Source organism: Streptomyces sp. NBC_00989, from assembly GCF_045162655.1.
GTDB lineage: Bacteria > Actinomycetota > Actinomycetes > Streptomycetales > Streptomycetaceae > Streptomyces.
Map to the genome: position 1 here is coordinate 2,592,206 of NZ_CP108728.1, position 14,916 is coordinate 2,607,121.

At 69.3% G+C, this 14,916-nt stretch carries 13 protein-coding genes; 7 read left to right on the top strand and 6 right to left on the bottom strand.

Annotation, left to right across the window (positions count from 1 at the left end):
- Positions 1-53 precede the first annotated feature (53 nt).
- Entirely contained in the window at positions 54-1,406 is a 1,353-nt protein-coding gene (locus tag OG714_RS11195) for a beta-1,3-glucanase family protein (protein WP_406120189.1), read from the bottom strand.
- Between the two features lie 269 nt (positions 1,407-1,675).
- Here OG714_RS11195 and OG714_RS11200 point away from each other — a divergent pair, with 269 nt between their 5' ends.
- Positions 1,676-2,485 carry a thioesterase family protein gene (locus OG714_RS11200; RefSeq protein WP_406120190.1) on the top strand — a complete coding sequence of 270 codons (810 nt, stop codon included), beginning with the start codon at positions 1,676-1,678 and terminating at the stop codon, positions 2,483-2,485.
- Between the two features lie 21 nt (positions 2,486-2,506).
- Here the strand turns inward: OG714_RS11200 and OG714_RS11205 are convergent, their stop codons facing one another.
- Positions 2,507-3,286 carry an SDR family NAD(P)-dependent oxidoreductase gene (locus OG714_RS11205; protein WP_406120191.1) on the bottom strand — a complete coding sequence of 260 codons (780 nt, stop codon included), beginning with the start codon at positions 3,284-3,286 and terminating at the stop codon, positions 2,507-2,509.
- A gap of 3 nt (positions 3,287-3,289) precedes the next feature.
- Complete coding sequence (locus OG714_RS11210) at positions 3,290-4,825, bottom strand: acyl-CoA synthetase (protein WP_406120192.1); 1,536 nt, start codon at positions 4,823-4,825, stop codon at positions 3,290-3,292.
- Positions 4,826-5,046: 221 nt separating this feature from the next.
- Between OG714_RS11210 and OG714_RS11215 the strand changes: the two genes are divergently transcribed.
- The 3 genes from OG714_RS11215 to OG714_RS11225 all read left to right on the top strand — a co-directional run bounded on the left by OG714_RS11215 (position 5,047) and on the right by OG714_RS11225 (position 8,088).
- Positions 5,047-5,802 (top strand): enoyl-CoA hydratase/isomerase family protein, encoded by a 756-nt coding sequence (locus OG714_RS11215; protein ID WP_406131782.1) that lies wholly within the window; start codon positions 5,047-5,049, stop codon positions 5,800-5,802.
- A 71-nt stretch (positions 5,803-5,873) separates the two neighbouring features.
- Positions 5,874-6,932 (top strand): 2,3-butanediol dehydrogenase, encoded by a 1,059-nt coding sequence (locus OG714_RS11220; RefSeq protein WP_406120193.1) that lies wholly within the window; start codon positions 5,874-5,876, stop codon positions 6,930-6,932.
- A gap of 1 nt (position 6,933) precedes the next feature.
- Complete coding sequence (locus OG714_RS11225) at positions 6,934-8,088, top strand: acyl-CoA dehydrogenase family protein (RefSeq protein WP_406120194.1); 1,155 nt, start codon at positions 6,934-6,936, stop codon at positions 8,086-8,088.
- Positions 8,089-8,131: 43 nt separating this feature from the next.
- On the opposite strand, the gene OG714_RS11230 is transcribed toward OG714_RS11225, so the two are convergent.
- Entirely contained in the window at positions 8,132-8,839 is a 708-nt protein-coding gene (locus tag OG714_RS11230) for a TetR/AcrR family transcriptional regulator (protein ID WP_406120195.1), read from the bottom strand.
- A 141-nt stretch (positions 8,840-8,980) separates the two neighbouring features.
- On the opposite strand from OG714_RS11230, the gene OG714_RS11235 reads away from it, so the two are divergent.
- The gene (locus OG714_RS11235) at positions 8,981-10,984 is read left to right on the top strand and encodes a pyruvate dehydrogenase complex E1 component subunit beta (RefSeq protein WP_406120196.1); all 2,004 of its coding nucleotides are present in this window, start codon (positions 8,981-8,983) and stop codon (positions 10,982-10,984) included.
- A 67-nt stretch (positions 10,985-11,051) separates the two neighbouring features.
- Here the strand turns inward: OG714_RS11235 and OG714_RS11240 are convergent, their stop codons facing one another.
- Positions 11,052-12,101 carry a cyclase family protein gene (locus tag OG714_RS11240; RefSeq protein ID WP_406120197.1) on the bottom strand — a complete coding sequence of 350 codons (1,050 nt, stop codon included), beginning with the start codon at positions 12,099-12,101 and terminating at the stop codon, positions 11,052-11,054.
- Positions 12,102-12,257: 156 nt separating this feature from the next.
- Here OG714_RS11240 and OG714_RS11245 point away from each other — a divergent pair, with 156 nt between their 5' ends.
- Positions 12,258-12,656 carry a nuclear transport factor 2 family protein gene (locus tag OG714_RS11245; RefSeq protein ID WP_406120198.1) on the top strand — a complete coding sequence of 133 codons (399 nt, stop codon included), beginning with the start codon at positions 12,258-12,260 and terminating at the stop codon, positions 12,654-12,656.
- 50 nt (positions 12,657-12,706) lie between these two features.
- Entirely contained in the window at positions 12,707-13,105 is a 399-nt protein-coding gene (locus OG714_RS11250) for a nuclear transport factor 2 family protein (protein ID WP_406120199.1), read from the top strand.
- Between the two features lie 60 nt (positions 13,106-13,165).
- Here OG714_RS11250 and OG714_RS11255 read toward each other — a convergent pair whose 3' ends face one another.
- On the bottom strand, positions 13,166-14,794 hold the full coding sequence (locus tag OG714_RS11255) for a flavin-containing monooxygenase (RefSeq protein ID WP_406120200.1): 1,629 nt from the start codon (positions 14,792-14,794) through the stop codon (positions 13,166-13,168).
- Between the last annotated feature and the right edge of the window lie 122 nt (positions 14,795-14,916).

Below are 14,916 nucleotides of genomic sequence, written 5' to 3' on the forward strand. Positions count from 1 at the left end.
AGCGGGGCCGCCCTTCCTGACGAGGGCGGCCCCGTTTCGCGCTGTGTCCGTGCCTACCAGCCGACGGCGACCAGGAGCCACTGCGGGTCGGCGTGCGAGATGAACGAGGACTGGCCCGCGACATCGTCGTAGGGGAAGCCGTAGGCAAGCTGGTTGATGGCGTTGTCGTGCCAGAACTTGGCGTAGTAGTTGGCGGGCGCCGCCTTGTAGAACTGCGCCGGGTCGGACTGCTGCGACGCCGGAAGCGTGGCCACATGGCGGTTGAGCCCGGCGCACATGTCGGGGTTGGCGGCCAGCGAGCCCGCGCAGCCGAAGATGTCGGAGGTGGCCGCGTTCACGCCGACCGACTGGGCGTACGACGTGAAGTAGCCGGCGTTGACGCCGCCCGCGCGGAAGCTCGGGTCGCTGCCGGGCGCGATGATCCGGTACGGCGCCTGGGTCTGGGCCAGCACCTTGAACTGGGCCGGCACCGCGTCGGTGAACCGCTGAAAGGTGGTCGCGCGGTCCTCGGCGAAGGTCGCCCGGTTCTCGCCGACCTCGGTGTCGTAACCGTCCTTGCTGTGCAGGCGCATGGCGAGCTTGAGGCCGAAGGCGTCGACGCGGGTGGTGTTGCCGTTGAAGACGTTGCCGCCGACCGTGAACTCGATGAAGTCGTAGTAGGAGCTGGTGGGTGAGCCCAGGTAGAAGTACATGCGGCCCGCGGAGTTGGCGGGCATGTCGAGGTAGGGCTGCTCGGCGATGGAGTGCGTCTGGCCGTTGAAGCTCCAATACACCTGGCTGTCCGGGTACTTGCCGTTGGTGCGGTTGAGGATCTTCACCTCCACGGCGTTGTTGGCGGCGGGGATGTCGCTGGTGCTGCCCCAGAAGTCGTCGGGCGGGGTGGTGCTTCCGGGGCCGTAGACCTGGAACTCCCAGAGGGAGTAGCCCCATGGGGTGGCGCGGGCGGTGCCGTACAGGCGGACGTAACGGCCGCTGCCGGTGACGGTGAGGTTCTGGGTGCCGCCGGTGGCGGTCGTCGTGGAGTAGATCGTGGTCCAGGTGGTCGCGTCGGTGGAGGTCTGGATCTGGTAGCCGGTGGCGTACGCGGCCTCCCAGTCGAGCGAGACGCGGGTGATCTGCTGGACCGTTCCAAGGTCCACCTGAAGCCACTGCGGGTCGGCGAAGGCGGAGGACCAGCGGGTGCCGGTGTTGCCGTCGACGGCCGCGCTCGCGGGGAAGGACGCGTTCTCGGCCGAGGACGCGGTGGCGGGGCGTCCTTGGGACAGCAACTGGTCGGCGGCGCGGGCGGGTGAGGGGCTCAGGGCGGCGAAGAAGGCGACGATCAGGACGACGACCAGACCGAGAGCCGTGCGGGAGCGTACGGCTCCGCTCGGAGGTCTGGCGGAGGTGCCGGCGGGCGTCTGCATGGAGGGTCTCCTCAGTGGGGTTGGGAGCGCTCTCCCCGGGTTGTAGTCCCGCCCTCGCCAGCCGTCAACAACTGAAGCCGAATCAGCGGTAGTTCGTCGATGCGGGCGCCCAGGGCGAGGCATCCGTTCAGGATCCGACCGCATTCCCTGCCCCGACCGGCCGTGTTTCTCCATCACTTGACGCGTCCGGTACGGACCTTTCCGCAGGTGACAGAGTGGTCACCGGAACATCGCACGCACGGCGAGAACAGTCTTGGGAGAGAAGTCCGTTGAACTCCGGAACCCCGGTCCCCGGCAGCTACTACGAGCGCATCGACGAGCACCGCTACAAGCCCACGGCCCACGCGGGCGGCGCCTGGGACCCGGACGAGCTGCACTTCAGCCCGCTCGGCGGGCTCGTCGTCCACGCCATCGAGGGCCAGTTGGCGCAGCGGCCGGGCGGCGACGGGCTCGTCATGGCGCGGATCAGTTACGACATCCTGGGCCGGCTCGCCCTCGACGAGTGCGAGATCCGGGTGGAGGTGGTCCGCCCCGGCCGCACGATCGAGCTGGTCGAGGCGGTGGTGCTGGTCGCCAACCGGCCGGTGGTGCGGGCCCGGGCCTGGTTCCTCGCCGCGATCGACACCTCCGCCGTAGCGGGCGGCTCCGACGAACGGCTCACGCCTCCCGAGGAGTTGGCCCCCTGGGAGATGAGCGCGCTGTGGCCCGGCGGCTACATCGCTTCCTTGGACGTACGGCCGCTCGCGCCACCCCGGCCGGGCCGTGCGACCGCCTGGATCTCCACCCGGCACGCCCTCGTCGCCGGCGAGCCCAGCAGCCCGCTCGCGTCCTGTCTCGCGCTCGTCGACACCGCGAACGGCATCGCCGTACGCCAGCCGCCGACCGCCTGGATCTACCCGAACGTCGACCTGACCGTCCACCTGCACCGCCAACCCGTGGGCGACTGGACCGGGTTGGACACGACCGTCGCCTTCGGACCCACCGGACAGGGCCTCACCAGCACCGTCCTGCACGACGTCGACGGCCCGGTGGGACACGCGCTACAGATGCTCACCGTGCGGCCCGTGCCGGAGCAGTGAGCGCACTCGTGATCGATACAGCTATCGCGCGGTCCAGCCGCCGTCCACCGTGAGCGTGCTGCCGGTGACGAAACGGGACGCCTCGGAGGCGAGGAAGACCGCGGCTCCGCCGAGTTCCGAGACATCGCCGACGCGGCCCAACGGCGTGCTGTCGACGATGCGTTCGCCCCAGCGGCTGGCCAGCAGACCGGAGCTGAGGTCGGTGCGGAAGTAGCCGGGTGCGAGGGCGTTGACGCGCACCCCGCGGTCGGCCCACTCGACGGCGAGGGACTTGGTGAGGGCCTCGACCCCGCCCTTGCTGGTGGCGTAGGCCGCGATCCGCTCGAAGCCGGTGCGGGCGTGCACCGAGGAAACGTTGACGATCGAGCCGGAACGCTGCTCCAGCATCACCCTGCCCGCCTCGCGACAACAGTAGAAGGTGCCTTGGAGGTTGACGTCGAGGACCTGTTGCCAGTCCTCGTCGGTGACGCGCTCACTGCGGGTGAAGTGGGGGCTCGTACCGGCGCAGTTGACGACCGCGTCGAGGCGGCCGGTGTCGGCGACGGCGCGCTCGACCATGGTCCGTACGGCGGTGGAGTCGGCCACCGAGCCGGGCAGGACCAGCACCTTGCCGCCGTGGGCGGCCAGTTCGGCCTCCAGACTCTCAAGATCCGCTGCGGTACGAGCCGTTGCCGCCACGGTGGCACCCGCCTGGGACAGGGCGACGGCGATCGCCCGTCCCAGTCCCTTCCCCGCACCCGTCACCCACACCGTCCTTCCGTCGAGACGGAGTTGGGCATTCACGTCGTTCATGTCCGTCATGGCTCAGCCCCCCGCGGGGAGGTCGCGCAGGGTCCGCTTGAGGACCTTGCCGGACGGGGTGCGGGGCAGCTCGTCGACGATGTCGAAGCGGGCCGGCACCTTGAACTTGGCCAGGCGTGCTCGGCAGAACTCCCGCAGTTCCTGCGGCCCCGCACTCTCGCCGGGCCTGAACACCACGAAAGCGCGCGGGACCTCACCCCAGCGGGGATGGTCGATCCCGACCACTGCGGCCTCCAGTACGGCCGGGTGTTCGTACAGCACCCGCTCCACTTCGGGCGTGGCGATGTTCTCGCCGCCGGAGACGATCATGTCCTTCTTGCGGTCGTCTATGAAGAGGAAGCCGTCCTCGTCGACGTGCCCGATGTCGCCGGTGTGGAACCAGCCGTCCCGGAGCGCCGCCGCTGTGGCCTTCTCGTCCCGCCAGTACCCGGCGAAGACCTTGGGCCCGCGCAGGGTGATCTCGCCGAGTTCACCGGCCGGAACCTCGGCCCCCGTGTCGTCGACGATCCGCACGCGGGTGTGCGGGACGGGACGCCCGACCGAGCCCAGTTTGGACAGCGCGTGCTCGCGGTCGAGGAAGGTGTCGCCGGAGACGGTCTCGGTCAGGCCGTAGGCGTCGGCGAACCAGGCGTTGGGGAACGCGGTCATGATGCGCCGGAGCACCGGTTCGGGGGTCTTCTCGCCGCCGCCGAGGATGAAGCGGACCGAGCTGGTGTCGTACTCCTCGCGGTCGGGGACCTCCAGGACCGCGTTGACCATGGCGGGCGCCAGCCACACGTTGGTGACGCGGTGCCTCTCGATCGCGTGCAGGACGCCCTGCGGGTCGAACTTGCGCTGGAGCACGACGCTGCCACCCGCGTACAGGACCCCGAGTGCCGGCATGTCCAGGCCACCGACGTGGTAGAGCGGGCCGCTGACCAGCGTGGTGTCCGCCGCCGTCAGACCGAAGTGGACGATGTGGGCGAGGTTCTTGGCCTGGAGGTTTCCGTAGGTGATGCGGACGCCCTTGGGGCGTGAGGTGGTGCCGGAGGTGTACATGAGGCGCTGAAGGTCGTCGAGCTCGACGTCCACGGGCTCCACCCGCTCCCCCTTGTGCCGGGCCAGCAACTCCTCGTAGTCGGTCCACTGCTCCTCGGGCGGCTCGCCCCCGCCGATCAGGACCCGGTGCTCCAGGTCCGTCAGGCACCCGGCACTGCGCTCCACCGCCCGGACGAACTCCGGCTCGGTGACGATCACCTTGGCCTGGGCGTGGCCCAGGATGTACTGCCACTCCTCTTCCGAGAGGCGGTAGTTGAGCGGCAGGAAGACCGCGCCGAGCCGGTTGGTCGCGTGGACCAGCTCCAGGAACTCCGGCTGGTTGTAGAGCAGCAGACCGACGACATCACCGCGTCCGACGCCCAGTTCGGCCAGGCCGGCCGCCAACTGGTTGACCCGCTCGTAAAGGTGACGGACCGTCAGACAGCGCTCGTCCTGGACGACGGCGACGGCGTCCGGCCGCTGCGCCAGGTGGTAATCGAGGATGCTCGCGAAATTGTGCACGGCTCACTCTCGCTCTGTGGTGTTCGGCACTGAACACGGCTCGACCACGACTCACGGGGCATACCGGATCCCGACCGGTCGGTTGCCCACTCACATGATTTAGTGTACCCCTTGGTCTATAAAACCTGTGAGCCGCACTTTACGACGGCGTGTGCGCATCGACAACCATCCGAGCGCATGCGACTCCGCTTCCGCCGACGAGGAGGGTCTTCGTGCCACGCATCCGGCTCGACACCGACGGACCGGTCGTCACGGTCCGCCTCGACAACCCGCCGATGAACGCCTTCGACTCCCTTCAGAGAGAGGAGCTGGCCACCTGCGTACGCGGGCTGGCCGACTCCCCGGCCGTACGGGCCGTGGTGCTCCACGGCGGCGAACGGCTCTTCGCCGCCGGCGCCGACATCAAGGCCCTCGCCGCGATGGGCCCGGAGGAGATCCGCGGCTGGAACCGCGCGCTGCAACGCACCTTCGACGAGGTCGCCCGCCTGCCCATGCCGGTGATCGCGGCGGTCACCGGCTACGCCCTGGGCGGCGGCATGGAACTGGCCCTGGCCGCCGACTACCGGGTGGCCGCCGAGGACGCGGTATTCGCCCAGCCGGAGGTCCAGCTCGGCATCATGCCGGGTTCGGGCGGCACACAGCGGCTCGCCCGGCTGATCGGCCCGTCCCGCGCGAAGAACCTGTTGATGACCGGCCGCCGGGTGAAGGCGGACGAGGCGCTACGGCTGGGGCTGGTGGACGAGGTGGTCCCCACGGGCGAGGCCCTGAAGGCCGCCCTGACCTACGCCCGCCAACTCTCCGAGGGCCCATCGGCAGCCTTGGAAGCCATCAAAGAGGCGGTCGACCACGGCACGGACGCGAGCATGGCGGCGGGCCTGGCACTGGAACGCGCCCTGTTCACAGGGGTGTTCGGCACAGAGGACGCAAGGAAGGGCATCGGCTCCTTTCTCAACAGGGCCAAGAAGAACGCCCCTTAAGGGGCGCGGGGAACTGCGCGACCAGCCCCCACCGGGCCGCAGCCAAAATCGATACGAAAGGGGCGGAAAACATGGAGGCACTCGTCTGGCACGGTGCACAGGATCTCCGTTTCGAAGAGGTGCCCGAACCCCCCGACCCCGCCCCGCACGAGGCAGTCGTAGAAGTGACCTGGTGCGGAGTCTGCGGCACAGACCTGCACGAGTACCTAGAAGGCCCCCACATGATCCGCGAGGGCCCCCACCCCCTCACCGGCACCAAGCCCCCACTCGCCCTGGGCCACGAACTCAGCGGCACAGTAGTCGCGTTGGGCGCGGACCTGCCCGGCGTCAAGGTCGGCGACCGAGTGACCGCGGACCCGGTGTGGCGCTGCGGCACCTGCTTCTGGTGCACGCGCGGGGAGTACCACATCTGCCCCAAGAGCGGTTCCGTGGGCCTCGCTTCACCCGGCGGCTTCGCGGAACGCGTCACCGTGCCGCTGGCCGGCCTGACCCGCCTCCCGGACAACGTCAGTGACGAACTGGCCGCCGTGGCCGAGCCGTTGGCGGTCGGGCTGCACGCCGTGACCCGGGCCGGGGTCAAGCCGGGCGACAACGTTCTCGTGGTCGGCGGCGGCCCGATCGGCGTCGCCGTGGTCCTCGCGGCCCAGATCGCGGGCGCCGCAGGCCTGTTCGTGAGCGAACCCCTCGCCGGCCGCCGCGAGATGCTCCTCGGCATCGGCGTCACCGAGGCCTTCGACCCGCGCGAAACGGACGTACGGCGTGAGGTGTTCGTACGGACCGGCCGGATCGGCCCGGACGTCGTCATCGACGCGACCGGCGTGCCCGCGCTCGCGGGGCAGGCCGTGTCGATCGTGCGGCGCGGCGGACGGGTCGTGCTGGCCGGGGTCGGGCACGGAAGTGTCGAGTTCGACATGGGCCAACTCGTGTTCTACGAGCGGTCGGTGGTCGGCACGCTCGGTTACAACTTCGACATCCCGCGCGTGATCGATCTGATGAGCACCGGACGCCTGGACGCCTCCGCCCTGATCACCGGCCGTTTTCCGCTCTCGGGAGGAGCCGGTGTCTTCGAGGACCTGGCCGCCGACCGGGCCAAGCACCTGAAGGTGCTGCTGACCCCGAAGGGACTGTGACATGGACTTCGACCTGCCCGAGGAGACCCTCGCTCTCCAGGACATGGTCCGCGAGTTCGCGGCCAACGAGATCACGCCCCACGCGGCCGAGTGGTCCGAGAACGAGATCTTCCCCACCAAGGTCTTCACCAAGCTCGGCGAACTCGGCCTGATGGGCATGCTCGTGCCGGAGGAGTACGGCGGGGCCGGCTCGGACACCGTCACCTATGTCGCGGTGATGGAGGAACTCGGCGCCGCCGACCAGTCGGTGGCCTCCTCGTGGAACGCCCACTCGACTATCGGCACCCTGCCGTTGCTCGCCTACGGCACCGAGGAGCAGAAGCACCGCTGGCTGACCCCGCTGGCCAAGGGCGAGGCGATCGGCGCGTTCGGGCTGACCGAGCCGGAGGCCGGTTCCGACGCGGCCGGCATCGCGACCACCGCCCGCCGGGCGGACGGGGGTTGGGTGATCAACGGCACCAAGATGTTCATCACCAACGCGGGCACCGACATCAGCCAGGGCGTCACCCTGCTCGCCACGACGGGCAAGGGCGCGGACGGACGCAAGGGGTACGCGACCTTCTACGTGCCGACCGGCACGCCCGGTTACACGGTCGGCGCCAAGCTGAAGAAGCTCGGCTGGCACGCCATGGACACCCGGGAGCTGGTGTTCACCGACTGCTGGGTCTCCGACGACCATCTGATCGGCGAGGAGGGCAACGGGCTGCGGCAGTTCCTGTCCGTGCTCGACGGCGGCCGGATCAGCGTGGCGGCGCTGGGCCTCTCGCTGGCCAAGGCGGCGCTGACGCTGGCCGTCAAACACGCCAAGGAACGGCACCAGTTCGGGCGTCCGCTGGCGGACTTCCAGGCCGTGGCGCACAAGATCGCCGACATCGGTACGGAGTACCAGGCCGCCCGCTGGATGGTCTACCGCGCCGCATGGCTCGCCGACCAGGGCCGTCCGCACAGCACGGAGGCCGCCATGGCCAAGCTGTACGCCTCCGAGGTCGCCAACCGGGCGGCCTCCCAGTCGCTGCAGATCCACGGCGGCTACGGATACGTACGGGAGTCGGAGATCTCCCGTTTCTACGCCGACGCCAAGATCCTGGAGATCGGCGAGGGCACCAACGAGATCCAGCGCAATGTCATCGCCAGGGCCCTGGTCCAGGGCGCGTGAGAGGGCGGGATCCGCGGTGCGCCGTCACGCACCGCGGGTCCGGTCAGCTCGCCACGGAGACCGCTTCCCACAACGCCTCGGGATCGAGGGGCAGTTCGGGCCGGGCCCGCTTGAACTCGACGGCCAGCGCCTCGACATCCGGGAGGTCGCCGACGGACGCGGCGAAACCGCGGAACAGGGTCGAGCAGTACTCGCCCGACAGGAACGCGGCGTCCCAACTGCCGTCCGGCCGCACCCACTGGTAGGTGTGGTTGTGGAGGTTGAGGAACTGGAGGGTGGCCAGGTGCGGTTCGACCGCACGGAAGGTCCCCTGCTCGACAGCCTCCGTGAGCAGGCCGGTGATCAACAGCTCGAAGTCGGAGCGCTGCCGCAGCACGATCTCCAGCTCCTTGCCGCTGAGGCTGCGGTAGTCGTGTTCGTAGACCCAGATGTGGTCGAGCCTGCGGAAGATGATCGTCAGCAGCGACTCGGACAGCAGCCGCAGCCGCAGCAGCGGAACCTCGTCGAGGGCCGCGATCTCCTTGGCACGGGCCAGCAGCGGGCCGAGTACCCGCGACTGGATCTCGATGAGCAGGTTCTCCTTGGAGCCGATGTAGTAGTACAGGGCTCCCTTGGCGAGCCCGACCGCGCGGCCCAGGTCGTTGATGGAGGTCGCCGCGTAGCCCTGTTGCGCGAACAGGGACGCCGCGGTGTCGATGATCTTCTGGCGTCTGACTTCGAAGCCCGGCCCATGGCCCGGCGGTCGTGGCATCTCTTCTCTCCCCTTGCCGTGACGACGTACGTGCTGTCCCGGGTCCGCACAGGCGCCGGATCGTGGCGCGCCTGGGGGAAGCGGCCCCGGGGACGTCGCTCCAGTTTGCTAGACCAAACGGTACATTAAAGCGAGGACCGTATGACTCAGGCATCGCATCACACCGGCACCAGGACCGGCACCGCACAGACGGACCAGCTCCTGGAGATGTACCGACGGATGCGCCGCATCCGCCGCTTCGAGGAGCGGGCGTCCGAGCTGTACAAGGCGACGGAGATCCCGGGCTTCCTGCATCTGTCGATCGGCCAGGAGGCGAGCGCCGTCGGCGCCTGCTGGCCGCTGGGCGCACGGGACGGCATCACCTCCACCCACCGCGGCCACGGCCACGTCCTGGCCAAGGGCCTGGACTCGGCGTCGATGATGGCCGAGCTGATGGGCAAGGACGCGGGCACCTGCCACGGCCGCGGCGGCTCGATGCACATCGCGGACCCCGGTCTCGGGATCTACGGCGCGAACGGCATCGTCGGCGCAGGACTCCCGATCGCGGCAGGGGTCGCGACCGCCGCGAAGCTGCGGGCGGCCGGTGACGTGGTGGTGGCGTTCTTCGGCGACGGGGCGGTGGCCCAGGGCATGTTCCACGAAGCCGTGAACCTGGCCGCCGTATGGGATCTGCCGGTCGTCTTCCTCTGCGAGAACAACCACTACTCCGAGTTCTCGCCCGAGGCAGAACAGCATCGCGCCCCGCTCTCCGCCCGCGCCGCCGGATACGGCATCGGATACGAACACGTGGACGGCAACGACGTGTTGGCCGTGGCGCAGACCATGACCGGAGTGGTCTCGCGGCTGCGCGCGGGCGGCGGCCCGGTCCTCGTCGAGGCCGAGACGTACCGCTGGCACGGCCACTACGAGGGCGACCCCGAGCGCTACCGCCCCGCCGAGGAGGTCGCCGCCGCCAAGGAGCGCGACCCGCTGCTGGTGGCCCGCCGGCACCTGACGGCGGCCGGGGTACCGGCAGCACTGGCCGACGCCGTGGACGAGGAGATCGACAAGGAGATCGAGGCGTCGGTCGAGTGGGCCAGGGGCCTGCCGGAGCCCGCCCCGGAGACCCTGCACGACTACGTCTCGGCCCCCCGCCTCCTCGTCGCCGAGCCCGAGCCGCTCCCGGCCGACGCCGAGATCTTCCGGTCCATGGACGCCGTACGACTGGCCCTGGAGCACGAACTCGCCGCCGATCCGAGCGTGTTCGTCGCCGGGATCGACGTCGGCGCGGGCGGCAACGTCTTCGGACTGACCCGCGGACTCGCGCAGGCCTTCCCCGGCCGGGTGCGGGACACCCCGATCAGCGAGAGCGCCGTCGTCGGTACGGCGGTGGGGGCAGCCATGGCCGGCATGAAGCCGGTGGTCGAGATCATGTACATGGACTTCATCGGCGTCGCCTTCGACATGCTCCTCAACCAGGCCGCCAAACTCCGCTTCATGACCGGCGGCCGGGCCTCGATGCCCCTCGTCGTCCGCACCCAGTTCGGCGCGGGCCGCTCCTCGGGCAGCCAGCACTCACAGAGCCTGGAGGCCCTGCTGGCCCACATCCCCGGCCTGACGGTGGTGATGCCGTCCAACCCGGCGGACACCTACGGCCTGCTCCGCGCCGCCATCCAGGACCCCAACCCGGTGGTCTTCGTGGAGAACCGGCTCCAGTACGGCCTCAAGGGCCCCAAACCCCCGGCCGACCACCTGATCCCGCTCGGCAAGGCCAAGGTCGTCCGCGAGGGCACCGACATCACCCTGGTCTCCTGGTCGCGGATGGTCCAGGATGCCCTGGCCGCAGCCGAGTTGCTCGCCGGCGAGGGCATCGGCGTCGAGGTGATCGACCTGCGCACCATCTCCCCGCTGGACCGGGAGACCGTCCTCGCGTCCCTCGCCAAGACCAACCGCCTGGTCATCGCGCACGAGGCGGTACGCGACTTCGGCGTCGGCGCCGAACTCGCCGCCATGGCCGTCGACGAGGGTTTCTGGCATCTGGACGCACCGGTCACCCGGGTGGCACCGCCGCCGGTCCCGGCGCCGTACGCGCCCTCCCTGGAGCGGGTGTGGCTGCCGTCGCGGGACACGATCGCGGAGACGCTGCGGCGGATCGCCGCGGTCTGATCCGAACAGCCACTACGACGGGAAGGGCCCCCAGAGTCTCTGGGGGCCCTTCCCGTCGTAGTGGCTGTCAGACGGTCGCGACCGGAGTCAGCGGACTGCCCTGTGTCCCCGGCAGGTTGAGCGGGGGCGCGGTGAGGAGGAAGCGGCTGCGATTGTGCTCGCGCAGCCAGGCCGCCAGCTTCTCCAGGTACCACAACTCGCCGAGCGGGACGCCCAGTTTGAAGAGGCAGAGGTTGTGGATCGGGAGCAGCGAGTGCGGGGTGTTGTCCTCGGGGCCGACGCCCACGCCCTCGACGGCGTAGTTGTCCGAGATCAGCGCCGAGATCTGCGAGTCGGCGATCCACTCCAGGAGCGCCGGGTCGAACGCGTCGAGGTAGGAGGCCGTGGTGTGGATCCCAACGGGGTCCGGGTTCTTGCCCCAGGCCATCACGGCGGTGTCGAAACCGGTGTGCAGGAGGAGCATGTCACCGGGTTCGACGACGATGTTGTCCGCCACCATGATCTCCTGAAGGGTCTTCAGGTTGACCGGCTGCCAGGTGTTGCCCAGGTGGTGGGCCAGGTCGATCAGGACGCCCCGGCCCTGGACCCCGTGCTCCGCCATGTGCTCCAGGCCGAGGTGGCGGGCGAAGCCGAGGGTGCCGCTGCCGTCGCCCTTGGCGTCCTCCTGCGGTCCGACGATGTCGGTGTCGGCGCGGTAGCCGTTGTAGTAGACCGCCTCCTCGACGCCGTCACCGTCGGCGTCGAACTCCTGGCCCTGGTGGGCGAGCGCGTCCCACTGCGTCGAGTACTGCAGCCAGAGGGTCACCACGTCGTCGGACCAGACGTCCCTGAGGTGCGGCGAGAAGTGCTCCCGCGCCTTGATGTTGTAGAAGACGTCCTGCTTGTGTTCGAGGTCCTCGGTGGGCCGCAGGATCGGAGGGTAGCGCCGCTGGTTCAGCTCGCTCCCGCCCGGATAGTCGAGCGGCAGGCTCAGGCTGAAGCTGATCCCGTGCTCGACCTCGCGGACCCCCTGCAGGACCTTCTCGGGCGTGAGCAGGTTGATACGACCCAGTTCGTCGTCCTCGCCCCAATCGCCCCACGTAGAGCCCGGCGGACGCTGCTTCCAACGCTTCGTCATGATCACGCCTCCTTCGGCGACAGTCCCCGTTGACCAGCCGCCCGCATGTTATTTGTGATTGTACCGATCGGTCAACGAATCCGACGCGCACCCCTCCCTTTATCTTCACCTCATCAATAGACTGAGTGGTCGAAACACCTGACCTTGGAGCGAAGAATGAGCGAATCCACACAGGCGTGGGTCGTGGCGGGCGTACGGGCCGTACTCGGCGCGCACACCCAGGCCCAGGACGCCGGCCGCACCGACGACGTCGTCGCGCAGTACGCGCCCGACGCCGTCCTGGAGATCCCGGGCATGGACCCGGTCGAGGGGCGCGACGCGATCCACGCAGCCTTCAAGGGATGGGAGCCGGTCCAGCCGCAGCTGCACCTGGTCACCAACACCGTCGTGACGTCCACGGGCGAGGACGAGGCCCGCGCCCTGAGCGACGTGGTCTTCCTCCAGCGCGGCGACGCGGGCTGGGCGGTGGGCGTGGTCGGGCACTACGACGACACACTGCGCCGGCACGACGGCACCTGGCTGCTGCAGCGCAGGAAGACGACGTATCAGGCGTAACTGCCCTACCCCACAGGCCCCTTGACCTTCCTTCTCGACCCTGGAGTGAGATGACCACCACGATCGACGCGTCCGTCACGGCGGCCGTACAGACCGCCATCGCCGCCTATGCCCAGGCCCTGGACGCCGGGCGGACCGACGACATCGCCGACCTGTACACGGCGGACGGCGTCGCCGAGATAGTCGGCATGGCCAAGTTCGAGGGCCGGGAGGCGATCCGGCAGGGCTTCGGCGGCTTCGCGCCCCAGGCGCCGCAGTTGCACCTGATCGCCAACACCGTCGTCACCTCCGCGACCGAGGACGAGGCGACGGCCACCAGCGACCTGGCGTTCTTCGCGCGCGGCGACTCGGGCTGGAGCGTGCAGATGGTCGGGCGCTACGACGACGTGCTGCGCCGCGAGGACGGCACCTGGCGCTTCCAGCGGCGCGTGACGACCTTCGCGGAGTAACGCGCGGGAACCCGGACGCCCGTGCCGCCCACGTCCAGGGCGGTACGGGCGTCCGGGCGTTCAGGCGTCCGGGGTCTCGGCCTTGGAGAGGGCGAACGTCGGGAACTCGTTCTCCTTCACGGCGTTGATCGCCTCCTGGAGCGCCCACCGGCCCGTCGGGTTGAGGAGCTGCTTGACCGGCTTGCCGGGGATGTTGCCGCCGTAGAAGTAGCTGCTCTCCAGGAAGGAGGACATCGTGCTGTTGTTCATGCTGTCCGTCCACTCCTCCTCGGCGGCCTCGGTCACCTCGATGACGTCGTAACCGTGGTCGCGCGCGTGGACGAGGGCGTCGATGACGATCTCCACCTGGTCGCCGGCGTAGCGCGGGTTGTTGCCGGTGGCGCCGTGCGGGCCGCCGGGGAAGAAGAAGTTGGGGAAGCCGGCAGTCGCGACGCCGAGGTAGGTGCGCGGGCCGTCCGCCCAGTACTCCTTGAGCGGGAGGCCCTGACGGCCTTGCACACCGAGGCGGTTGAGGGCTCCGGTGCCGAAGTCGTAGCCGGTGGCCCAGACGATGATGTCGAACTCCTCGACACCGTCGGCGGTTTCGATGCCGTCCTCGGTGATGCGGGTGATCGGCGTGGTGTTGATGTCGACGAGCGAGACGTTCGGCTTGTTGTACGTCTCGTAGTAGCCGGTTCCGAAGGGGGGCCGGCGGCCGCCGTAGCCATGACCCTTGGGGATCAACTTGTCTGCGGTCTCAGGGTCCTTGACGATGCCGCGGATCTTGTCGGCCATGAACGCGCACCACTCCGCGTTGACGGTCTCGTTCGACAGCATGTCCATGTAGTGCTCGGTCAGCTTGGTGAACCCGGGGCCGTTCCACCGCTCCTCGTAGAACGCCTGGCGGTCCTCCGGGCTGTCGTCGAGGCCGGAGCGCATGACGATCTGGTGCAGGAAGCCGCTCGGCGAGGTGTTCAGCGTCTCGCGGATGGACTCGAAGTTCGCCTTCAACTCCGCCTGTTCGTCAGGCGTGATGGGCCCGTTGTTGAGCGGCGTGAGCCAGTCGGCGTCCTTCTGATACACCGTCAGCTGCGCTACGTCGTCCGCGATCGCGGAGATGATCTGCACACCGCTGGAGCCGGTGCCGATCTGGGCCACCCGCTTGCCGGTGAAGTCGATGGGCGCCTTCGGCCAGCGCGCGGTGTGGTGCTGCGCGCCGCGGAAGTCGTCGCGTCCCGGGATGTTCGGGATGAACGGCACCGAGAGGTTGCCGGTGGCCGCGACGACGTAGCGGGCCCGGATCTCGGTACCGTCACTGCCCCGCACGGTCCAGGTGCCGGAGGGCTCGTCGAAGACGGCCGCCGTCACCTTGACGCCGGTGCGGATGTCGCGCCGCAGGTCGAAGCGGTCGACGACGTGGTTGAAGTAGCGCTCGATCTCGGGCTGACCGGCGAACCGCTCCGACCACTCCCATCCCTCCCACAGCTCCTTCGAGAACAGGTAGCCGTAGGTGTAGCTCTCCGAGTCGAAGCGCGCCCCGGGGTACCGGTTCCAGTACCAGGTGCCGCCCACGCCGGTGCCCGCTTCGAGGAGGCGCACCGAGAACCCGGCCTCGCGGGCCTTGTACAGCTGGTAGATGCCCGTGACGCCCGCGCCGACGACCAGCACGTCGACCCGGTCCCGGGCCGCCGGGTTCGAAGCTTCGCTCATTTGCCCTCCAAGGCGACTGGGGCTGCGGCTCGCACATGACCCTGGTTTGATAGTTCGACCAGTCGGTCGAATATTCAGACCGAGAGTAGATGAGGGTCCTGCCCCGATCAATGGCGATGACG